17 protein-coding genes and 1 other RNA gene are annotated in these 20110 nt (G+C 68.0%); 10 read left to right on the top strand and 8 right to left on the bottom strand.

Annotated elements, in window-relative coordinates:
• Nucleotides 1-25 precede the first annotated feature (25 nt).
• Both HOP53_RS18270 and HOP53_RS18265 read left to right on the top strand, forming a co-directional pair.
• A complete protein-coding gene (locus HOP53_RS18270; RefSeq protein ID WP_234271328.1) occupies nt 26-1162 on the top strand; it encodes a glycosyltransferase family 4 protein in 1137 nt (378 codons plus the stop codon).
• Nucleotides 1159-2202: a glycosyltransferase family 9 protein gene (locus HOP53_RS18265; RefSeq protein ID WP_234271327.1), complete on the top strand. Its 1044-nt coding sequence runs from the start codon at nt 1159-1161 to the stop codon at nt 2200-2202. Before HOP53_RS18270 ends, HOP53_RS18265 begins: the two co-directional genes overlap by 4 nt.
• Here HOP53_RS18265 and HOP53_RS18260 read toward each other — a convergent pair.
• A complete protein-coding gene (locus HOP53_RS18260) occupies nt 2178-2891 on the bottom strand; it encodes a 3-deoxy-D-manno-octulosonic acid kinase (protein ID WP_234271326.1) in 714 nt (237 codons plus the stop codon). The two genes, HOP53_RS18265 and HOP53_RS18260, sit on opposite strands and share 25 nt — an antisense overlap.
• On the opposite strand from HOP53_RS18260, the gene HOP53_RS18255 reads away from it, so the two are divergent.
• From HOP53_RS18255 to waaA, 3 genes are read left to right on the top strand one after another with little or no spacing between them, the layout of a single operon-like run.
• Nucleotides 2890-3987, top strand: a complete 1098-nt coding sequence (locus HOP53_RS18255) for a glycosyltransferase family 9 protein (RefSeq protein ID WP_234271325.1) — start codon at nt 2890-2892, stop codon at nt 3985-3987. The genes HOP53_RS18260 and HOP53_RS18255 overlap by 2 nt on opposite strands.
• Complete coding sequence (gene hldE / locus HOP53_RS18250) at nt 3977-5407, top strand: bifunctional D-glycero-beta-D-manno-heptose-7-phosphate kinase/D-glycero-beta-D-manno-heptose 1-phosphate adenylyltransferase HldE (protein ID WP_234271324.1); 1431 nt, start codon at nt 3977-3979, stop codon at nt 5405-5407. Before HOP53_RS18255 ends, hldE begins: the two co-directional genes overlap by 11 nt.
• Entirely contained in the window at nt 5407-6708 is a 1302-nt protein-coding gene (waaA, locus tag HOP53_RS18245; protein WP_234271323.1) for a lipid IV(A) 3-deoxy-D-manno-octulosonic acid transferase, read from the top strand. Before hldE ends, waaA begins: the two co-directional genes overlap by 1 nt.
• A 15-nt stretch (nt 6709-6723) precedes the next feature.
• Here the strand turns inward: waaA and rpiA are convergent, their stop codons facing one another.
• Entirely contained in the window at nt 6724-7398 is a 675-nt protein-coding gene (gene rpiA, locus HOP53_RS18240; RefSeq protein ID WP_234271322.1) for a ribose-5-phosphate isomerase RpiA, read from the bottom strand.
• Between the two features lie 444 nt (nt 7399-7842).
• Here rpiA and ilvA point away from each other — a divergent pair, with 444 nt between their 5' ends.
• The gene (gene ilvA, locus HOP53_RS18235) at nt 7843-9357 is read left to right on the top strand and encodes a threonine ammonia-lyase, biosynthetic (protein ID WP_234271321.1); all 1515 of its coding nucleotides are present in this window, start codon (nt 7843-7845) and stop codon (nt 9355-9357) included.
• A 389-nt stretch (nt 9358-9746) separates the two neighbouring features.
• Here the strand turns inward: ilvA and HOP53_RS18230 are convergent, their stop codons facing one another.
• The 3 genes from HOP53_RS18230 to HOP53_RS18220 all read right to left on the bottom strand — a co-directional run bounded on the left by HOP53_RS18230 (nt 9747) and on the right by HOP53_RS18220 (nt 10927).
• Nucleotides 9747-10376 (bottom strand): 5-formyltetrahydrofolate cyclo-ligase, encoded by a 630-nt coding sequence (locus tag HOP53_RS18230; protein WP_234271320.1) that lies wholly within the window; start codon nt 10374-10376, stop codon nt 9747-9749.
• A 9-nt stretch (nt 10377-10385) separates the two neighbouring features.
• Nucleotides 10386-10570, bottom strand: a non-coding RNA gene (gene ssrS, locus HOP53_RS18225) — 6S RNA.
• Between the two features lie 36 nt (nt 10571-10606).
• Nucleotides 10607-10927: a cell division protein ZapA gene (locus HOP53_RS18220; protein ID WP_234271319.1), complete on the bottom strand. Its 321-nt coding sequence runs from the start codon at nt 10925-10927 to the stop codon at nt 10607-10609.
• 158 nt (nt 10928-11085) lie between these two features.
• On the opposite strand from HOP53_RS18220, the gene HOP53_RS18215 reads away from it, so the two are divergent.
• From HOP53_RS18215 to HOP53_RS18200, 4 genes are all read left to right on the top strand, one after another.
• On the top strand, nt 11086-11661 hold the full coding sequence (locus HOP53_RS18215) for a UPF0149 family protein (protein ID WP_234271318.1): 576 nt from the start codon (nt 11086-11088) through the stop codon (nt 11659-11661).
• Nucleotides 11662-11704: 43 nt separating this feature from the next.
• The gene (gene pepP, locus HOP53_RS18210; RefSeq protein WP_234271317.1) at nt 11705-13042 is read left to right on the top strand and encodes a Xaa-Pro aminopeptidase; all 1338 of its coding nucleotides are present in this window, start codon (nt 11705-11707) and stop codon (nt 13040-13042) included.
• Nucleotides 13043-13119: 77 nt separating this feature from the next.
• Nucleotides 13120-14331: a 2-octaprenyl-6-methoxyphenyl hydroxylase gene (ubiH, locus tag HOP53_RS18205; protein WP_234271316.1), complete on the top strand. Its 1212-nt coding sequence runs from the start codon at nt 13120-13122 to the stop codon at nt 14329-14331.
• Between the two features lie 105 nt (nt 14332-14436).
• Nucleotides 14437-15684, top strand: coding sequence for a UbiH/UbiF/VisC/COQ6 family ubiquinone biosynthesis hydroxylase (locus HOP53_RS18200; RefSeq protein ID WP_234271315.1), 1248 nt, complete (start codon nt 14437-14439; stop codon nt 15682-15684).
• A 97-nt stretch (nt 15685-15781) separates the two neighbouring features.
• Here HOP53_RS18200 and HOP53_RS18195 read toward each other — a convergent pair whose 3' ends face one another.
• From HOP53_RS18195 to gpmI, 3 genes are all read right to left on the bottom strand, one after another.
• Nucleotides 15782-17080, bottom strand: a complete 1299-nt coding sequence (locus tag HOP53_RS18195; RefSeq protein WP_422677625.1) for a S41 family peptidase — start codon at nt 17078-17080, stop codon at nt 15782-15784.
• A gap of 71 nt (nt 17081-17151) precedes the next feature.
• The gene (locus tag HOP53_RS18190; protein ID WP_234271314.1) at nt 17152-18294 is read right to left on the bottom strand and encodes a murein hydrolase activator EnvC family protein; all 1143 of its coding nucleotides are present in this window, start codon (nt 18292-18294) and stop codon (nt 17152-17154) included.
• Between the two features lie 58 nt (nt 18295-18352).
• Complete coding sequence (gene gpmI / locus HOP53_RS18185) at nt 18353-19921, bottom strand: 2,3-bisphosphoglycerate-independent phosphoglycerate mutase (protein ID WP_234271313.1); 1569 nt, start codon at nt 19919-19921, stop codon at nt 18353-18355.
• Between the last annotated feature and the right edge of the window lie 189 nt (nt 19922-20110).

Here is a 20110-nt window from a genome sequence, read left to right as displayed (position 1 = left end):
CGGTTGACCGACGAAGGAGACAGCCTTGTCGCACAAGGTCATGCATATCTGCCTCTCGGATGGCTGGGGCGGACTCGAAATGTATCCTGCGCGGATTATACCCGAGCTGCAACGTCAGGGGTGGCAGGCCCATGGTCTGGCGCTGGCCGGCTCGAGGGTCGCCGAGAGTCTGGCGTCGAGCGGAATCGCACCGCTGACGGTGCCCTCGCGCGGCCGGGCGCTGCTGCAGGTGGGGCACATACTGGGCTACCTGAAGCGCCATGGCATCGAGGTGCTGCACTGCCACAAGTCCAGCGACCTGCGCCTGGGGGCGCTGCTGGCGACCCTGCGGCCGACGCTCAAGCTGTTCTTCACCGATCACATGGGCGTGACCCGGCCGAAGAAGGATGTTTACCATCGCTGGGCCTACGGGCGCGTCAGCCGGCTCTTCGCCATCAGTGAGGCCACCCGACGGCGCAACCTGGCGGCCTTTCCGCTGCCGCCGGAGCGCATCCGCCGGCTCTATCTGGGCATCGATCTGTCACCCTACGCCCCGCAGCTGGGTGAGCCGGCACGTGAGGCGCTGCGCCGCGAGCTGGGGGTCATACCGGGTCAGGTGGCGATCGGCCTGCCCGGGCGGCTGACCGACGGCAAGGGCCATGAGGTGTGGCTGGAAGGGCTGGGCTGTCTGGCCGAGCGCGCTCCCGAGCTGGACTGGCACGGCGTGCTGATCGGCGGCCTCTCGGCCCGTGAGGGCAGTGACGAACGTTACGTTTCGCACTTGCGCGCACGGGTCCGGGACCTGAAGCTGGAGCAACGCGTGACCTTTGCCGGGTTTCGTCCAGATCTGCCACGCCTGTTCGAGGCACTGGACATCGTCTGCGTGCCATCGCGCAACGAGGCTTTCGGTCTCACCGTGGTCGAGGCCATGGCTGCGGGCAAAGCCATCGTCGGTGCCGGCAGCGGGGCGATTCCCGAGCTGCTCGAGGCCGACTGCGGGCGCCTTGCCGCCGCAGAGGATCCGCAGGCCTGGGCCGACGCCATGGCGGAGCTCGGCCAGGACGCGGTACTGCGCGAACGCCTCGGCCAGGCGGCAAGGGCAAGAGCCGAGTGCCATTTCGGCGTGGCGGAGCATGTCGAAGCCCTGATTCGAGAATACGCCGGGAAGGAGCCAACACCATGAAAGCCTGGATCGAAAAGGGCGGCTATCTCAACAATCGCGGTCGCAAATGGCTGTCGCGTCTACATGTGGAGCAGGTGCGCTGCATTCTGGTGATCCGCCAGTGCGCCTTCGGCGACATGATGGCGACACGGCCGTTCCTGGTCGAACTCCGGCGTCTATTTCCCCGGGCGCACATCACCCTGAGTACGGTGAGCAAGTATCAGTACGCGGTGCCTGACGACCTGGTCGACGAGGTGCACGTGCTGGACTCCCGCGGTTCGCTGCGTGAACAGGTAAACTCCCTGCGCCAGTACCGCGATATCGACGTGCTCTTCGATCTGGCCGACACGGCCCGCTCGCGCCTGCAGACCCTGCTGACTCCGGCGCGGGTCAAGCTCGGCTTCCCCTACCGTAGCGGGCTCAACAAGCTGTTGTTCGACGTCGGCATCCTGCGCTCGGACTTTCACTACGAGGCCGAGGTACTGCTCGACTTTCTCAAGATCATGGGGCACAAGCCCCAGTACCCGTTGGAATTCGCCATGCCGCGCCATCAGCGCGCCCTGGCGAAACCGCGCATCGTCTACTTCCCCTATGCCGCCGTGGCGGAGAAGTCGTTGTCCCAGGCGTCATGGCGCCAGCTGATCGAGCAGGCGGCAACCGAATTTCCCGGCTACCGTCATGTGCTGCTCGAAGGTCACAAGGCCGAAGAGTCCGGCGACTTCCTCGCCGAGGTGGCGGCCCGTCACGACAACGTAGAGATCGAGGGACGCATGGACCTGGAGCGGCTGGCGCCGTGGATGGCGGCCTCGAGTGTGCTGGTGTCGGGGGATACCGGCGTGCGCAACCTGGCGCTGGCGACCCATACCCCGACGCTGGGCATCTTCTTCATGACCGTGCCGTTTCGCTACTGGCCGCGCTACGAGGATTGCCACGAGGCGGTGTTCCATCGCGACGGCCAGGTGCCGGGCAAGATGGATATTCTGCAGGGGTTGGAAGAACTGCTCGAGCGTCTCTACCCCGAGCGTGGTAAGGCGCGTCAGCCAGCATCGTCGGAGACGTAGCCGCGGTGTATCGCCTCCATGGCCGCAGCGGGAGCGCCGAACTTGACCAGCGAGCGGGCGAGTCGCGCCAGGTTCGCCTCTTGCCAGGCGCCGGGGGGGCGCAGCCGGCAGCGGTCGAGGTCGATCAGCCAGACGCGGCCGTCGGCATCGATCAGCAGATTGCGGGCGTTGAGGTCGACATGGTCGAGGCCTGCCTCATGGAAGCGGCGCACGCTGGCGCCGACCCGTTCGAGCAGCGCCGGCTCGGCCTCGGCCAGGCATTCGGCCAGGGCGCTGGCACCGGGGATGCGCACGGTGATCAGGGCGGCCGTGTAGGTCGGCCCGTCGCGTGTGACGGCGGCGGCCACCGGTCGCGGCACCGGCAGCCCCTGGGCGTGCAGATGGGCGGTGAGGCGCAGCTCGCGAAAGGCGCGGGTGCGCTCGAGCCCCGTCCATAGATAGCGGCTCCCGCTCAGCCTGGCGATCAGGCCGCCGCGACGGTAGGGACGCAGCACCCACTGCTCGCGTCCGGCGTCGAGAAACAGGCTGCTGCCGCGACCGGGGGCTTCGCCCACCACGTTTCCGCTGCGGCGCCAATGCGCGGGGTCGAACAGCGGTGGGCCGATTTGAGGCGCCGGTTCGGCGTCACATACACTGTCCGCATCATATAGAATGAAGGTCTTTCCCGTCCGACACGTTGCCAACTGCATGAAGCATCCTCTGCCCGCCCAACCGCGCCACATCGCCGTGCTGCGACTCTCCGCCCTCGGCGACGTCTGCAACCTGGTGCCCACCGTTCGCGCCTTGCAGCGCCAGTGGCCCGGCGTGCGCATCACCTGGATCATCGGCAAGGCGGAACACAGTTTACTGGCTGGTCTGTCGGGGGTCGAATTCGTGGTCTACGACAAGGCCTCGGGGCTGGCCGGCATGCGCCGCCTGTGGCGCGAGCTGGGCGATGCCCGCTTCGACGTGCTGCTGCACATGCAGCAGGCGCTGCGGGCCAGCGTGCTTTCGCTGGGGCTCAAGGCCAAGGTGCGGGTGGGCTACGACAAGGCGCGCGCCAAGGACGCCCAGCACTGGTTCACGCATCGTCAGCTGGCGCCCCATCCCCGTGCCCACGTGCTGGAGTCGTTCCTCGACTTCGCCCGCCTGCTGGGGGTGGAGGACACGTCGCTGGCCTGGGACATGCCGGTGCCGGAGATGGCCTTCGAAGAGGCCACGGCGCTGACCGGCGAAGCCGCCTACCTGCTGATGAGCCCCTGCGCCAACCCGCGGCTGCGCAATTTTCGTAACTGGTCGGCGGAGGGCTATGCCGCCGTCATCGAACACGCCTGGGCCCAGTACGGTCTGAAGACGGTGCTCACCGGCGGCGGCAGCACCCAGGAGCGTGAGATGGGCGAGCGTATCGCCGCCCTCTGCCGGCCGGGAGCGGTGATCGACGCCATCGGCGCCACCTCGCTCAAGGGCCTACTGGCGCTGATCGCCGGCGCCCGGGCGGTGATCGCACCCGACTCCGGCCCCGTGCACATGGCCAATGCCATGGGCACGCCGGTCGTGGGGCTGTTCGCCACTACCAATCCGGACCGCGCCGCGCCCTACCTGTGGCGCGACTACGTGGTCAACCGCTACCCGGATGCGGTGCGTGCCTACATGCACCGCGAACCCGACGACATTACTTGGGGCCAGCGCGTACGCCATCCCGATGCCATGGCGCTGATTCGTGTCGACGATGTCGTCGAACGGCTCGATGCGCTGCTGGTGCGCCCCAACGACCGCAAGGAAGAGGAACGTCCCGATGAAGCTTGACCTGACCGCGCTGGAACAGGCGCACGTGCTGGTGGTGGGTGACGTGATGCTCGACCGCTACTGGCATGGCGGCACCTCGCGCATCTCGCCGGAGGCTCCGGTGCCGGTGGTTCGGGTGGAAGAGTGCGAGGACCGTCCCGGCGGGGCGGCCAACGTGGCGCTCAACATCGCCTCGCTGGGGGCACATGCCGCCCTCAGCGGCATGGTCGGCGACGACGACAATGCCCGCCGGCTGGTCGAGCGGCTGGACGCCGCCGGGGTCGACACCTACTTCCAGAGCAGCCCCGGGATTCCCACCATCACCAAGCTGCGCGTGATGAGCCGCAACCAGCAGCTGATCCGGCTCGACTTCGAGGATGGCCTCGATGAGCTCGATACCCGCGGACTGCTGGCCCGGGTCGAGCAGGGGCTTCCCGACTGCGATCTGGTGATCCTTTCCGACTACGGCAAGGGCACGCTCAGCCGGGTCGAGGAGCTGATCGCGCTGGTGCGCGGCGCGGGTAAGCGCGTATTGATCGATCCCAAGGGCAGCGACTTCACCAAGTACCGCGGTGCCAGCGTGATCACTCCCAATCTGGCCGAGTTCGAGGCGGTGGTCGGCCACTGTCGCGACGACGAGGAGCTGGCCGCCAAGGGTGCGGCGCTGTGCGCCCGCCTCGAGCTCGAGGCGCTGCTGATCACCCGTAGCGAGAAGGGCATGACTCTGATTCGCGGCGATCACGAGCCGCTGCACCTGCCCACCCGGGCACGGGAAGTGTTCGATGTCACCGGCGCCGGCGATACCGTGATCGGCGTGCTGGGGCTGGCGCTGGCGGCCGGCCACGGCTTCCCCGAAGCGATGACCTTGGCCAACCTGGCCGCCGGCCTGGTGGTGGCCAAACCCGGTACCGCCACGCTCTCCATCGCCGAGCTCTACACCGCCGTACACGGCGACAAGCTGGCCGAGTTCGGCGTCATCGAGGAGGCGGCGCTGGTCGAGGCGGTGCGTGCCGCCCAGATGCGCTGCGAGCGGGTGGTGATGACCAACGGCTGTTTCGACATCCTGCACGCCGGTCACGTGGCCTATCTGGAGCACGCCCGTCAGCTCGGCGACCGGCTGGTGGTGGCGGTCAATGATGACGCCTCCATCGGTCGGCTCAAGGGCCCCACGCGGCCGATCAATCCCCTCGCCCGACGCATGCAGGTGCTAGCCGGCCTCGGCGCGGTGGACTGGGTGGTGCCGTTCAGCGAGGACACCCCGCAGCGCTTGATCGAAGCGGTGCTGCCCGACGTGCTGGTCAAGGGCGGCGACTATCGCGTCGACGAGATCGCCGGCGGCGAGGCGGTACGTGCCGCCGGCGGTGAGGTGAAGGTGCTGGGCTTCGAGGACGGGGTCTCCACCACCGCCATGATCGCCACCATTCTCGACCGCGAGAGCTGATGTCGGCGCCGCGACGCTGGCCGCGCTGGCTCTACTCGGCGACGCTCTACCTGCTCGCCCCTCTCGTCTGGCACAGGGTCTGGCGTGAGCATGCGCTCACCAACTCCCGCGGTGAGCGGCTCGGGCTGCTGCCCCGCTCACCCGCCGGCGGCCCCTGGCTATGGCTGCACTGCGCCTCGGTGGGCGAGGTGCAGGCGGCCCGCCCGCTGATCGAGGCGCTGCTGACGCACTACCCCCGCCATCGGCTGCTGGTGACCACCATGACCGCCACCGGCGCCGAGCGGGTGCATGCCCTGATGGAGGCGCGAAGCCGGGCAGGCGAGCCCGAGCGTCTCGCGCATCGTTTCCTGCCGCTGGATTACCCCGGGGCCGCGAAGCGCTTCGTCGCACGCCTGCGCCCGGAGCTCGCCATCTTCTTCGAGACTGAACTGTGGCCCAACCTGCTGACGGCGTGTCGTCGTCGCGGCGTGCCCACGGCAGTGGTCAACGGACGTCTCTCGCCGCGCGCCTTTCGCGGTTATCGCCGTCTGCGGCCCTTGATGGCCTCGGCGCTGGCCCAGCTCGACTGGCTGGCCGCCAAGTCCCGTGGCGATGCCGAGCGCTTCTGTGCCCTGGGCATGCCGGCCACCCGCACCGACGTGGTGGGCTCGCTCAAGTACGACCTGACCCCGGACGACGCCGCCAGCGAGCAGAGCAAACGGCTGTGCACGCGGCTGGGTTCGCGTCCCGTGTGGGTGGCCGGCTCCACCCACCCCGGCGAGGACGAGCGGCTGCTCGAGGCGCATGCTCGCTTGCGCCAGTCCTACCCCAACGCGCTGTTGATCCTGGTGCCGCGCCATCCGCAGCGCTTCGAGGCGGTGGCCGAACTCTGCCGCGAGCGCGGCATGGCGCTGGCGCGGCGCTCCCGCGACGAGTGGCCCGATGCGCGCACAGCCGTCTATCTGGGCGACACCATGGGCGAGCTGATGATGCTGTACGGCGCCGCCGACCTGGCCTTCGTCGGCGGCAGCCTGGTGGCGGTGGGTGGGCACAATCTGCTCGAGCCCGCCGCCATGGGCGTGCCGGTGCTGACCGGCCCGGAGCTGGCCAACTTCACCGATGTGGCCGAGACGCTGCGTCAGGGTGGCGCGCTGGTGGAAGTGAGAGACAGCGCCATGCTGGCCGATACGCTGGTTACCCTGTTCCTCGACGAGGCCGAGCGCCACCGCCTGGCCGAGGCCGGCCTGGCGGTGGTGGCCGCCAATCGCGGTGCCCTGGCACGCACCATGGCCGGCCTGCAGCACCTGTTGCCCGGAGAGTGAACCCCTGCCGACCGCTCAGGCTGGGGTCAGCCGCTCCACCCCCCGCTCGGTGCCCAGCAGCAGCACGTCGGCACCGCGGGCGGCGAACAGGCCGTTGGTCACCACGCCGACGATGGCGTTGATGCGCGCCTCCATGGCCACCGGGTCGTCGATCATGAACTCATAGCAGTCGAGGATCTGGTTGCCGTTGTCGGTGACCACCCCCTCGCGGTAGACCGGGTCGGCGCCCAGCTTGACCAGCTCGCGTGCGACGTAGGAGCGGGCCATGGGAATCACCTCCACCGGCAGCGGGAAGGCGCCCAGGCGCTCGACCCGCTTGGAGCCGTCGGCGATGCAGATGAAGCGGTCGGCGCAGGCGGCCACGATCTTCTCGCGGGTGAGCGCCGCGCCGCCGCCCTTGATCATGTGCAAGTGAGCGTTCACTTCGTCTGCGCCGTCGATGTAGAAAGGCACCGTGCCCACGCTGTTGAGCTCGAACACCTCGATCCCGTGGTCGCGCAGGCGCTTGGCGCTGGCCTCCGAGCTGGCCACGGCGCCCTTGAAGTCGTCACGCAGCCGCGCCAGGCGGTCGATGAACAGGTTGGCAGTGGAGCCGGTACCGATGCCGAGAATGGTGTCGCGCTCGAGCCACGGTTCGATTTCGGCAATGGCGGCGGCGGCCACGGCGTCCTTCAGTTCGTCCTGGGTCATGTCTTGCTCGTATCTGTGGATGGCGGGTGCCGCGCCATTATAGGTCACGTTGCGCTTCCTGCCGACGCGTCAGGGAATGCTGAACAGATCGCCGAGCGAGATGAAGCGGCTAGGTTCGTTCCCGACGAACCAACGCACTTCCCACATCCCTGTGGGTCGCAAGGCGCACGGAGCACAGTACCGAGCGAAGCGACAAACAGCCGTAGGCTGGCCCCGAAGGGGCGAGAAGCCGCAGGCTTCGAGTCAACCGGAGCATATGGGGTATATGTGAGGATTCGACCGGGCTGGCGCTCCAGCACCGCGCAACGCAGCGATTCGCTCGCGCAGGCACTTGTGCAGTGTTTCCTTAGCTGGACGGCGAGGCGCCGAGAATGCTACCTATAGGGGTTCTCTGCAGTGCAGCACAGGCTGCCGCCCCTCTGCGCCACCCTTGGAAACGTCAGGATGCTCGAAGCTACCGTCAAGAAGATCCTCCAGGCCCACGTCTACGAAGCGGCCCGTGAAACGCCCATTTCCCCGGCCCCCTTCCTGTCACGGCGCTTCAACAACCAGATCCTGATCAAGCGCGAGGACCTGCAGCCGGTCTACTCATTCAAGATTCGCGGCGCCTACAACAAGATGGCGCAGCTCTCCGAGGAGCAGAAGGCCAAGGGCGTGATTGCCGCCTCGGCCGGCAACCATGCCCAGGGGCTGGCCATGGCGGCCAAGCTGATGGGCGTCAAGGCGGTGATCGTCATGCCGCGCATCACCCCGGAGATCAAGGTCCAGGCGGTGCGCGCCCGGGGCGCCAAGGTGGTGCTCAAGGGCGACGCCTTCGCCGCCGCCGCTGAGCATGCCCAGGAGCTGATGGCCGAGCACGGCTACACCTACATCCCGCCCTTCGACGACATCGACGTCATCGCCGGCCAGGGCACCGTGGCGGTGGAGATCCTGCGTCAGCACACCGGGCCGCTCGACGCGATCTTCGTGCCGGTGGGCGGCGGCGGGCTGATCGCCGGCGTGGCGGCCTACGTCAAGTACCTGCGCCCGGACATCAAGGTGATCGGCGTCGAGGCCGAGGACAGCGCCTGCCTCAAGGCGGCGCTGGCCGCCGGCAAGCGCGTGACCCTGGAGCAGGTCGGGGTGTTCGCCGAGGGCGTGGCGGTGGCGCAGATCGGCAAGATACCGTTCAAGATCGTGCGCGACCTGATCGATGACGTCATCACCGTCAACGCCGACGAGATGTGCGCAGCGGTGAAGGACATCTTCGACGACACCCGGGCGGTATCCGAGACCTCCGGGGCGCTGTCGCTGGCCGGGTTGAAGAAGTACATCCAGCAGACCGGCGTCGAGGGCCAGACCCTGCTGTGCATCAATTCCGGTGCCAATACCAACTTCGACCGCCTGCAGCACATCGCCGAGCGCACCGAACTCGGCGAGCAGCGCGAAGCGATCCTGGCCGTGACCATCCCAGAGCGTCCCGGCAGCTTCAAGAAGTTCTGCCGCACCATCGGCAAGCGCATGGTGACCGAGTTCAACTACCGCTATGCCGACCCCGAGGAGGCGCACATCTTCGTCGGCGTGCAGGTCAAGCCGGACGGCGAAGATCGTCAGGCGGTGATCGAAAAGCTGCGTGAAGCCGGCTACCCGGTGGTCGATCTCACCGACAACGAGCTGGCCAAGCTGCACATTCGCCATCTCGGCGGCGGCCGGCCCAAGGAGCACTTCGACGAGGAGGTCTACCGCTTCGAGTTCCCCGAGCGCCCCGGGGCGCTGATGAACTTTCTCACCCACCTGCCCCAGGACTGGAACATCTCGCTGTTCCACTACCGCAACCACGGCGCTGCCTTCGGTCGCGTACTGGTCGGCATGCAGATTCCCAACGGCGATCGCTCCCACGTCGAGGAGCACTTCGACGAGATCGGCTATCGCTACTGGAAGGAGTCGGACAACGACGCCTATCGGCTGTTCATGGCCTGATACTCGAAAAAACCGTGGGGTGAGCGCTGACTTACGGCAAAGGCGAGAAGTGGCATGGGTTTCTTTTTGTAATCGTCGCTTCAAGCGGTTGTCATCAACACCTGCCAAGCCCTATAGTCGGCGCAGTCGCGGCTGCCGCCGTCACGGTACAATCACGGGAACGTCAGGAGCTGGTAACAATGAAGCGTAAGCCCGATCTGGTCATGGCACTGGTGCTGGCCTTTGGCATTGGTGTCGTCGTCACCGGTTACGCCCAGGCGCTTACAGGCGGCTGAGTCGGCAGGCAGTGCCATGATCAGATAGCGCAGGATCCGAAAGCAATGAAACCGGTCGAAGCCAGGCTTCGGCCGGTTTTTTTACGCCCTTTTTTTAATTGGGCATCGCGAGGCTCAGGGGCGCACGACCCGGGTATCACTGACGATGGCGTCCAGCGGTACGTCCCAAGGGGCTGCCGGCAGGCGGTCCACCCGCTGGCAGTCGTGGGCCAGGCCGATCAATGTCGGCCGCGGGCCGGGCCGCTGGGTGAAAGCCAGGCTGCGGTCGTAGAAGCCGCCACCCATGCCCATGCGCTGGCCCTGGTCGTCGAAACCCACCAGCGGCAGCAGGATCAGATCCAGCGCCCAGGCCTGCATGCGGCGAGCGCGATGCGCGCCATGGCGGGTATGGGGCTCGGGAATGCCGAAGCGATTGCGCCGCATGGGCGTGCCCGGGTGGTAGTGGACGAACCACAGGCTGTTGTCCGAGAGTGGCTTCAACACCGGCAGGTAAATGCGAACCCCGCGTCGGTCGAGCCAGGCGATGAGCGGTCGTGGATCGATCTCGCCATCGTTGGGCAGGTAGAGCGCTACGCGCCTGGCCCGGTGCAGTTCGGGCAGCTGCTTCAGTCGCTGACACAGGGCGCGATCGGCTTGCTGGCGCTGGCGTGGGCTCAGAGCCCGGCGTCGGCGTCTCAGCTCCTGGCGTAGCTCACGACGAGAAGAGAAGGCATCGGCGCTGAGAGCGTCAATAGGAAGATTCATGGCAAGGTGAGGTTCCCCAGAATGCCGCTGTCGTTCTGGCCCTTGAACCCTTGGTTCAAGGTGGGTGGCCGCAGCCGAACCGTCAGGCTTTCCGACGCACGGACATGCACACGGGTCCGGCTAGCTAATGGCCGCCCTGGGTATTGCTCATAGGCTCGAGGGACTTCAACGACTGGCCAACACCCCAGGGAACACCTTCATCCTAACAGAGCTGTCGGGTGCGTCCAACGTCATTCGGCAGGAGTTCTGTTACCCAGGGCAGCGCTCGCCATGGCTCGCTCCAGGCGTTCGCTGAGCTGCCCCAACTGCTGCTCCTCGTCACGCCGGGCATCCTGGATCTCGAGCAGCTCGTGGGCGATGTTCAGCGCGGCCATCAGCGCCACGCTCTCACTGGCCAGCAGATTGTTCTGCGAATGTATACCGTGCATGGCGCGATCCAGATAGCGCGCGGCCCGCTCCAGCTTGCGCTCTTCGCCGGGGTTGCAGGCGAACACGTAGTGCCTTCCCAGCAGGGTCACCTGGGCGGTGGGGCGAGTGGCGTCATCGCTCATGGAGGGCTCCGGTGTCGGCTTGTCGGCCCGATGCGTTAACATCGGCGAATCAAGACACATCAATTCGATCATCCACTATAAGAGAGCCCTTCGCAGGCGGTCAACGCAGCGCCGCCGGCATCAGGCCTCTCACCGCGATTCTCAAGAGGTGCCATTGCATGTCTTCGCCCGATGAACGCCTGGATTTTTCCACCCTGGCCGACCTCTTCCTGCATCATGGCAGTATGCAGTCGCCGGCCTTTCTCGATGGCCGGCTGTGCGCCGAGCTGGCGCTACACGACGTCACCGCCGAAGCTTGGCTCGAAGAGGTGTGCCTGGGGCTCGGCGTCGAGCAGCCCCGCGATCGCGAAAGCGGCGAGACGCTGCTGGCCTGGCGCCGGCAGAGCCTCGAAGCGCTGGCTGACAGCGGCCTCAACTACGAGCCGCTGCTGCCCGACGAGCTCTTCTCGCTGGCCGAACGTGCTCGGGGCCTGCAGGAGTGGACGCTCGGCTTCCTCGAAGTCATCGACGATGCCGACGAGGCCAAGCGCGAAGACTGGTCCCAGGCGTTGCGCGAGGCCATCGAGGACTTGACCGGGCTTGCGGTCATCGAGACCGACATCGACGATAGCGCCGAGAACGAGAACGACCTGTTCGCCTTGACCGAGCATGCACGCATGGCCGCCATGCTGCTCTATACCGAACAGCATCCCGGTCAGCCGCAGGTGGAGAACGGCGAGCCTACCCGGCACTGAACCCGAACCGTCCCCATCCATCCGGAGCACGCAAGGAGCCACGATGCTGCCCGCCCCCCTTCCCCGCCCCGAGCCGATCGGCAACGACGAATACCGCGCCCGCCGCCAGGCGCTGATGGCGCAGCTGCTGACCGACGGCGCCGTGCTGCTGCCCGGCGCCGGTCTGGTCACCCGTTCGCGCGACAGCGACTACCCTTTCCGTCAGAACAGCGACCTTCACTACCTCACCGGCTTTGCCGAGCCCGACGCCCTGCTGCTGCTGCTGCCGGGCCGCAGCGAAGGCGAAAGCGTGCTGTTCTGCCAGGACCGCGACCCGAGCCTCGAAGCCTGGAACGGCATTCGCCTGGGCGCCGAGGGCGCGGTGCGCGAGCTCGGGGTCGATCAAGCTTTCGAGAACGCCGAGCGCGACGAACGGCTGGAGAGTCTGCTCGATGGGCGCACCAGTCTCTATCTGATGCTCGGTGACGCCGAGAGCATGGCGCTGGCCGATGAGATACGCGAGCGCCTGGCCGGGCGAGTGCGGCGCGGCGCCTGCCCGCCGCAGCGCTATGTCGATCTCGCTCCGCTGCTGCACGAAATGCGCCTGATCAAGAGCGAGGGCGAACTCGCCCTGATGCGTCACGCGGCCAGGATCTCGGCGTGTGCCCATCGGCGAGCGATGCAGGCAGCCCGCCCCGGTCTGGCCGAATACCACCTGCTGGCCGAGCTGGAACATGAGTTCCGCTGGCATGGCGGCAGCGGCCCGGCCTACGCCAGCATCGTGGGTGGCGGCGCCAACGCCTGTGTGCTGCACTACATCGAGAATAGCGAGCCGCTGCGTGACGGCGAGCTGGTGCTGATCGATGCCGGCGTCGAGTTCGACCTCTATGCCGGCGACATCACCCGCACCTTTCCCGTTAGTGGTCGCTTCAGCGAGGCCCAGCGCGAGCTCTACGAGTTGGTGCTGGCCGCCCAGGAGCGCGCCGTGGCCGCCGTTCGCCCCGGCGTGACCCTGGTCGAAATCCATGATGGCGTGGTGCGCGACCTCACGGCCGGGCTGATCCGCCTGGGCCTGCTCCAGGGCGAAGTGGAAGCGCGGATCGAGGACGAAAGCTACAAGCGCTTCTATCTGCACTCGACCTCGCACTGGCTGGGGCTCGACGTGCACGACGTGGGCAACTATCGCCTCGATGGCAAGCCGCGGCCGCTGGAAGCGGGCATGGTGCTGACGGTGGAGCCCGGGCTGTACGTGCCGGCCGATGACGACATCCCGCTGCCCTATCGTGGCATCGGCATTCGTATCGAAGACGACGTGGCGGTGACGGCCGAGGGATGCGAGGTGCTGACTGGCGAAGTGCCAAAGCGGGTGGCCGATATCGAGGCGTTGATGGCTAGCAAGTAACCAGTAAAGGACGTTTCCTTCATGATATTACGTAATTTACGTTACGAAACGGCAGGCTGTAGCACGGGTCTGGCCTCATGACGCCGGTTGCTACGCGTCAGGTGGATGTCGCCATCGTCGGCGGCGGCCTGGTGGGGGCCAGTCTGGCCTGTGCTCTGGCGCCGCTGATCGAGCGCCATGGGCTGTCGGTGACCGTGATCGAGGCCGCTCCCATGCCCGAGCTGGCGGACACGGCGTGGCAGCCCAGCTTCGATGCGCGTTCCAGTGCCATTGCCCAGGGCTCGGCGGAGCGCTTTCGCGCCATGGGCCTGTGGCAAGAGATGGCCGAGCAGGCCGCTGCCATCCGGCGTATTCATGTCAGCGAAAGGGGGCGTCTGGGGGTGACCCGGCTCACCGCCGCCGAGCTCGATCAGCCGGCGCTGGGCTACGTACTGCCCAACGCCTGGATGGGGCAGGTGCTGCATCGCCGCCTGGCCGAGCTGCCCATCGAGTGGCACTGCCCGGCCGGCGTCGAGGCGATCGTGCCCGAGGGTGACGGGCATCGACTCACCCTCTCCGATGGCTGTACGCTGCGGGCGGCATTGACGGTGCTGGCCGACGGCGGCCGCTCGGGGCTCAAGGAGCAACTGGGCATCGCCAGCGACTCGGCGTCCTACGACCAGGTGGCGCTGATCGCCAATGTCGAGATCAGCCGCCCTCACGACGGTATCGCCTACGAGCGTTTCACCCGCGAGGGGCCCATCGCCCTGCTGCCGCTGCCGGGCCAGCAGATGGCGCTGATCTGGACCCTGCCTGCCGGGCGGGAAGCGGCCCACCTCGCGCTTGGCGACGGCGATTTTCTCGCCGAGCTGCAGCAGGCCTTCGGCGACCGCGTCGGGCGCTTCCGCCGGGTCGGCAGCCGTCATGCCTATCCGCTGAGCCTGGTCACCGCCAAGGAGACGATACGGCCCGGCCTGGCGGTGCTGGGCAACGCCGCCCACTCGCTGCACCCGGTCGCGGGGCAAGGCTTCAACCTGGCGCTGCGCGGCGTGACCGACCTGACGGCTGCGCTCGAACAGGCCTTGGCCAGCGGCGAGTCGCTGGGCGGCATGCTGACGCTGCGCGACTTCGAGGCCAGGCGCATCGTCGACCGCCATCAGGTGATACGCTTCAGCGATGGCCTGGTACGCCTGTTCGGCATCGACAGCGGCCTGCTGGCCCACGCCCGAGCGGCCGGGCTGGTGGGCCTCAACCTGTTCGGTCCGCTGCGCCGGGGGCTGGCGCGCCGGGCCATGGGGTTGGAGAGATGAGGTTGGAGCGATGAGCTGGAGCGCTGAGGCCGGGGTGGCAGTGGAAGCACGAGTTTCACGTCTGACGACGGTAACGCCAAAGAGGCACTCACGAGTGAGCGAGCAATGACGGAAACGGCACGGCCGACGGCGGCCCGATTCGAGGTGATCGTGGTCGGTGGCGGCATGGTGGGAGCTGCCCTGACGGCGCTGCTGGGGCAGGCGGGCGTCAGCGTGGCGCTGCTCGATGCGCGCCCCGAGCCGCTGGCCGCCGAGGCGGTGGGCACGGGCAGGCCGGCGCTTCGTGTCAGCGCCCTGACGCCGATCTCCCAGCGTCTGCTGGAGGGGCTCGGCGCCTGGCCGTGGATGGCGGCGCGCCGGGTAACGCCCTATCGCTTCATGCAGGTGTGGGACAGCGAGGGCAGCGGCGAGGTCAACTTCTCGGCGGAGCAGGCCGGCGTGCCGGTGCTGGGCCATATCGTCGAGAACGACGTGGTGCTGGCCGCGCTGGAGCGGCGTCTGGCCGAGCTGCCCACGGTCTGCGTCGAGCTGGGCAGGCGCGTGACCGGGCTCGAAGAGATGGGCGCCGAGCGCAGCGTACTGCTCGAGGATGGCCGCCATCTCACTGCACCGCTGGTGGTGGCCGCCGATGGTGCCCAGTCGCCGCTGCGCGAGATGGCGGGCATCGGCGTGGAGGCCCGGGACACCGGTCACGTGGCCGTGGTTACGACGGTGCGTACCCAACGGGGTCATGGTGGCGTGGCGCGCCAGGTGTTCCGTGACAGCGGCCCGCTGGCGTTCCTGCCGCTGACCATCGACGGCGACCCGCACTACTGCTCGATCGTCTGGTCGACCACCCCCGAGGAAGCCGAGCGGCTCACGGCACTCGATGCCAAGGCGCTGGGGCAGGCGCTCGAGGTCGCCTTCGAGGCGCGCCTGGGAGCGGTGGAGGTCGTCGACCGGGCGGTATCGGTGCCGCTCACCCAGCGTCACGCACAGGATTACGTGCAGCCCGGCTTCGCCCTGGTGGGCGATGCGGCGCACAGCATTCACCCGCTGGCGGGCCAGGGGGTGAATCTGGGATTGATGGATGTGGCGGTGCTGGCCGAAGAACTCGTCACGGCGCGGCGGCGTGGCATCGACCTGGGCGAACCGCGAATGCTGGCGCGCTATGCGCGGCGCCGGCGCGGCGACAACGGCGCCATGCTGGCGCTGATGGACGGCTTCCGGCTGCTGTTCGGCACCCGTCACCCGCTGGTGACTCTGTCCCGTAACCTGGGACTTTCCGGGGTTGATCGCCTGGTGCCGATCAAGCGCCTGCTGATGCGTCAGGCCATCGGCGAGCGGGGGCGGCTGCCGGCCTCCTGTCGTTGACTCTGGACGCAGGGAGCCGGCAAGTGCAGCCGGCTCCCTGTGGTCCGTTAACCCTCAGCCCGTTCAACCATCAGACCGTTCAACCTTCAACAATAGCCTAGCGGCGCTCGAGCACGTTGAGCGCCTTCAACAGGTTGAGCGCTTCGCCGAGCTGGTAGTCCTCGCGCAGCCGCTCGGTCATCTCCTGGGTCATGGCGCGCGGCTCGCTGCGCGAGCGCAGATGGCCCTCCAGGTCCGCTTCGCGCAGCTGACGGCTGCTCTCGGTCACTTCCAGGCGGCCGCGCACCACCCTGACGTCGGGCTCGATGCCCATGGCCTGGATCGAGCGGCCGTTGGGCGTGTAGTAGAGCGCCGTGGTCAGCTTCAGCCCTTCACCGTTGCCCAGCGGCATCACCTGCTGCACCGAGCCCTTGCCGAAGCTTTCGGTGCCCATGATCACGCCGCGGCGCTGGTCCTGCAGCGCGCCGGCAACGATTTCCGCGGCGGATGCGCTGCCACCGTTGATCAGCACCACGAGCGGCACGTCGGGGGCGGCCGTCTCACGACTGGCGGAGAAGCGCATCTGGGTGTCCGGCAGGCGCCCCTCGGTGTAGACCACCAGGCCGCTCTGCAGGAAGGCGTCGGCCACGGCGACGGCGGCCTGCAGTACGCCACCCGGGTTGTTGCGCAGATCGAGTACCAGGCCCTGCAGCGGGCCGTCGCGCTCCATGCGGCGAATGGCGTTGTTGACCTGCTCGCCGCTGCGGCTCTGGAACTGGCTGACCCGCAGGTAGCCGTAGCCCGGCTCCAACATCTCGCTGCGCACGCTCTCGGTACGAATGATCTCGCGAGTCAGGGTGACGTCGAGCGCCTCCTCCTGGCCGCTGCGCAGGATGCTCAGGCGAATCTGGCTGCCGGGCTCGCCGCGCATCAGGGTCACCGACTCCTGCAGCGACAGGCGCTCGGTGGGATTACCGTCGATCTCCAGAATCACGTCGCGGGCCTGCAGACCGGCGCGGGAAGCGGGCGTGTCGTCGATCGGCGTGATGACGGTCAGACGCCCCTCTTCCAGGCCGACCTCAATGCCGATACCGCCGAATTCGCCCTCGGTGGACTCGCGCAGGCTCTGGAATTCGCGCCGGTCGAGGTAGGCGGAGTGCGGATCGAGCTCGCTGAGCATGCCGCGCATGGCATTCCGTAGCAGGGTGCTGTCGTCCACTTCGTCCACGTAGGCGCGCTTGATGCGCTCGAACACCTCGGCGAAGGTCTGGATGTCCTCCAGCGGCAGCTCGTCCACGGCAGAGGACTGGGCAAGGGCCGGCGGAGCGGCCAGGGCCAGCATCAACAGCGTTGCCGACGCTAGCGCACTCATCGTTCGGCTGGCGGCGGAAGGTCGGCGGGCGGTACGTGAAGACATGCTAACTCCGCTGTTACGAGGCGAGGCTGTCCAGCATAGCCCGTGGCCAGGAGCTTGTGAAACACCACGGTTCATCTTCGTGCCATCCAGGCCTGGGGGTCGATGGGGTCGCCGTTGCGGCGGACTTCGAAGTAGAGGGCCGGCGTGCCGAGGCCGCCGCTGTTGCCCACCGCGCCGAGCGAGTCGCCGCGCGAGACGGCCCGGCCGACTTCGGCGTCGAAGTGCTGCAGATGGGCATACAGTGTCATCACGTTGTCGCCGTGGTCGATGATCAGCAGGTTGCCGAAGCCGCGCATCCAGTCGGCGAAGACCACACGGCCGGCATGCACGGCTGCCACCGGCGTGCCCTCGCGGGCCTCGATCAGGATGCCGTTGTAGTGAACGCCGTCGCCGCGCCGATAGTTCGAGGTCACATTGCCCTGCACCGGCCAGGGCAGGTCGCCGCGGGTGCGCTCGATGGCGGTGGAAGGCGGTGGGCGCTGCATGCGGGCGAGCTCCTCGCGCACCCGCTCGAGCACCTGCTCCGCCTCGCTGCGGTCACGGTCGAGGCGTGCCATGCGCGACTGCTCGTCGCTGTAGCGCGCGCCGAGCTCCGCCACCAGACGCTCACGATCGGCCATGCGCTCGGCCAGCTCGCTGCTGCGGGTTTCCAGCTCGTCGGCCAAGGCATCGAGCTGCCGACCGCGGGCCTCCCGCTCGCGCCGGTTCTCGGCCAGTTCGGCATCGAGGCGGGCGATCTCGTCGAGGCGCTCGTTGCGCGCCCGGGCCAGATGGTTGAGATAGGTCTGCAGGCGGTCGAGGCGGGCCGGGTCGTCCTGGTTGAGCAGTAGCTTCAGCTGCGGCGTGAGTCCCAGGCGATAGAGGGCATCGAGCTGGGCATTGAGCATCTCGACCTGCTCGGCCCGCTCGACCTGCAGCTCGTCGCGGGCGGACTCCAGTGCGGCAAGTTCGTCGGCGAGGCTGCGGCGATCGGCCTGGATGCCGTCCAGCCGGCGGTGGGTCTCGCCGAGCGCCGTCTCCACTTGACGCAGCTCGCGGCTGGCCTCGTCCTGGGCCTCGCGGGTCTGGCCCAGGCGCCGACTCAGCGCCTGGATCTCGCTGCCGATGGCGTCGAGACGCTCCTGGGCCTCACGTTCGCTGGGCTGGGCCTGTGCCCCGGCCAGCCCCGGCCCGAGCCAGACCAGACCCGACAGCAGGAGCAGGGCGACGGTCAAGGCCCGTTGCGGTTGCCGTCGGGCTCGCCTCATGGCCGGTGGTGCTCGCAGACGATGATCATGCCGGCTCGATCAGTACCCGACCGCTCATCTCCTCGGGAATCGGCTGGTGCATCATGGTCAGCAGCGTCGGTGCGATATCGCACAGGCGGCCGTCGTCGAGCAGCTTCACGGCGTCGGGGCCGACGTAGATCAGCGGCACCTCGAAGGTCGTGTGGGCGGTCTGGGCCACGCCGGTGGCGGGGTTGACCATCTGCTCGGCGTTGCCGTGGTCGGCGGTGATCAGGCCGGCGCCACCGGCGCGCTCGATGGCTTCCACCACCCGGCCGACGCAGGCGTCGACCGCCTCGATGGCCTTCACCGCGGCGTCGAAGTCGCCGGTATGGCCGACCATGTCGCCGTTGGCGTAGTTGCACACGATCAGGTCGTAGCGGCCCGAGTCGATCGCCTCCACCAGGCGGTCGGTCACTTCCACGGCGCTCATCTCGGGCTTCTCGTCGTAGGTCTTGACGTCCTGGGGCGAGGGCACCAGCACGCGGGTCTCGCCTTCGAACTCGGCCTCGCGGCCGCCGGAGAAGAAGAAGGTGACGTGGGCGTACTTCTCGGTCTCGGCGATGCGCAGCTGGGTCAGGCCGCGCTGCTCCATCACTTCGCCCAGGGTGTTGTGCAGGTCTGCCGGCGGGAAGGCGGCCGGGGCGGGAATGTCGGCGGCGTACTGGGTCAGGGTGACCAGGCTGCCGCCGGCAAGCGTCGGGCACACGCGCCGCTCGAAGCCGCTGAAGCCGTCCTCGACGAAGGCGCGGGTCAGCTCACGGGCGCGGTCGGCGCGGAAGTTCATGAAGATGGCAGCATCGCCATCGGCGATGCTGGCCGGCCCCTGCTCCGTCTGGATCACGGTGGCCGAGACGAACTCGTCGTTCTCGCCGCGCTCGTAGGCGTCCCGCAGCCCCTGCTCGGCGCTGGAGGCCTCGAATTCGCCGACGCCCTCGGTGAGCAGCCGATAGGCCTTCTCGACGCGGTCCCAGCGGTTGTCGCGGTCCATGGCGAAGTAGCGACCGACGATGGAGGCGACGAAGCCGTTGTCGGCGCCGACCAGCTCGGCGAGGCGCGCATTGGTGCGTTCGATGGAGGCCAGGGCGCTGCGCGGCGCGGTGTCGCGGCCGTCCAGGAAGCCGTGCACGTAGATGCGCTGGGCGCCGCGGCGGGCGGCCAGCTCGGCCATGGCCAGGATGTGATCCTCATGGCTGTGCACGCCGCCCGGCGAGAGCAGGCCCAGCAGGTGCACGGCGCGGCCGGCGCTCACCGCGGCATCGATGCTATCGGTCAGGGCGGGAATGAGGTCGAGATCACCATCCTCGATAGCCTTGGAGATGCGGGTGAGCTCCTGATAAACGACCCGGCCGGCGCCCAGGTTCATGTGCCCCACCTCGGAGTTGCCCATCTGCCCCTCGGGCAGGCCCACGTACTTGCCGTCGGTATGCAGCAGCGCGTGGGGCTGCTGCTGCCACAGGCGGTCCATGTTGGGCGTGTGTGCGGCAGCCACGGCATTGTCGGTGGGGTCGGGATTGTGGCCGTAGCCATCGAGAATGATCAGCGCAACGGGACGTGGGGCGGTCTGAGTCGTCATCGGGGTAAAAAGCCTCTTGAGCGTGGTGGGCGCGACAGCGGGCCGTCCGGGAGGCTGTCCGCGCCGGTCGGGCTAGGTGGTGAAGAGCGCGGCGAGACAGGCTCCTGGACGACGGGGGTCGCGACTTGAGTCGGCTTGCGGCATCATAACGCACGGTCAGGCGAGCGTCATGACCCCGACACGTTGGCG

The organism is Billgrantia ethanolica (assembly GCF_021404305.1).
Lineage (GTDB): Bacteria > Pseudomonadota > Gammaproteobacteria > Pseudomonadales > Halomonadaceae > Halomonas > Halomonas ethanolica.
This window is presented reverse-complemented; position numbering and strand designations above follow the sequence as displayed.

What these genes read in the sequence shown, in the direction of transcription:
- HOP53_RS18265 (WP_234271327.1), top strand. Translation starts at nt 1,159, where the DNA reads ATGAAAGCCTGGATCGAAAAGGGCGGCTATCTCAACAATCGCGGTCGC.
- HOP53_RS18255 (WP_234271325.1), top strand. Translation starts at nt 2,890, where the DNA reads ATGAAGCATCCTCTGCCCGCCCAACCGCGCCACATCGCCGTGCTGCGA.
- HOP53_RS18260 (WP_234271326.1), bottom strand. Translation starts at nt 2,891, where the DNA reads ATGCAGTTGGCAACGTGTCGGACGGGAAAGACCTTCATTCTATATGAT.
- hldE (WP_234271324.1), top strand. Translation starts at nt 3,977, where the DNA reads ATGAAGCTTGACCTGACCGCGCTGGAACAGGCGCACGTGCTGGTGGTG.
- waaA (WP_234271323.1), top strand. Translation starts at nt 5,407, where the DNA reads ATGTCGGCGCCGCGACGCTGGCCGCGCTGGCTCTACTCGGCGACGCTC.
- rpiA (WP_234271322.1), bottom strand. Translation starts at nt 7,398, where the DNA reads ATGACCCAGGACGAACTGAAGGACGCCGTGGCCGCCGCCGCCATTGCC.
- ilvA (WP_234271321.1), top strand. Translation starts at nt 7,843, where the DNA reads ATGCTCGAAGCTACCGTCAAGAAGATCCTCCAGGCCCACGTCTACGAA.
- HOP53_RS18230 (WP_234271320.1), bottom strand. Translation starts at nt 10,376, where the DNA reads ATGAATCTTCCTATTGACGCTCTCAGCGCCGATGCCTTCTCTTCTCGT.
- HOP53_RS18220 (WP_234271319.1), bottom strand. Translation starts at nt 10,927, where the DNA reads ATGAGCGATGACGCCACTCGCCCCACCGCCCAGGTGACCCTGCTGGGA.
- HOP53_RS18215 (WP_234271318.1), top strand. Translation starts at nt 11,086, where the DNA reads ATGTCTTCGCCCGATGAACGCCTGGATTTTTCCACCCTGGCCGACCTC.
- pepP (WP_234271317.1), top strand. Translation starts at nt 11,705, where the DNA reads ATGCTGCCCGCCCCCCTTCCCCGCCCCGAGCCGATCGGCAACGACGAA.
- ubiH (WP_234271316.1), top strand. Translation starts at nt 13,120, where the DNA reads ATGACGCCGGTTGCTACGCGTCAGGTGGATGTCGCCATCGTCGGCGGC.
- HOP53_RS18200 (WP_234271315.1), top strand. Translation starts at nt 14,437, where the DNA reads ATGACGGAAACGGCACGGCCGACGGCGGCCCGATTCGAGGTGATCGTG.
- HOP53_RS18195 (WP_422677625.1), bottom strand. Translation starts at nt 17,080, where the DNA reads ATGTCTTCACGTACCGCCCGCCGACCTTCCGCCGCCAGCCGAACGATG.
- gpmI (WP_234271313.1), bottom strand. Translation starts at nt 19,921, where the DNA reads ATGACGACTCAGACCGCCCCACGTCCCGTTGCGCTGATCATTCTCGAT.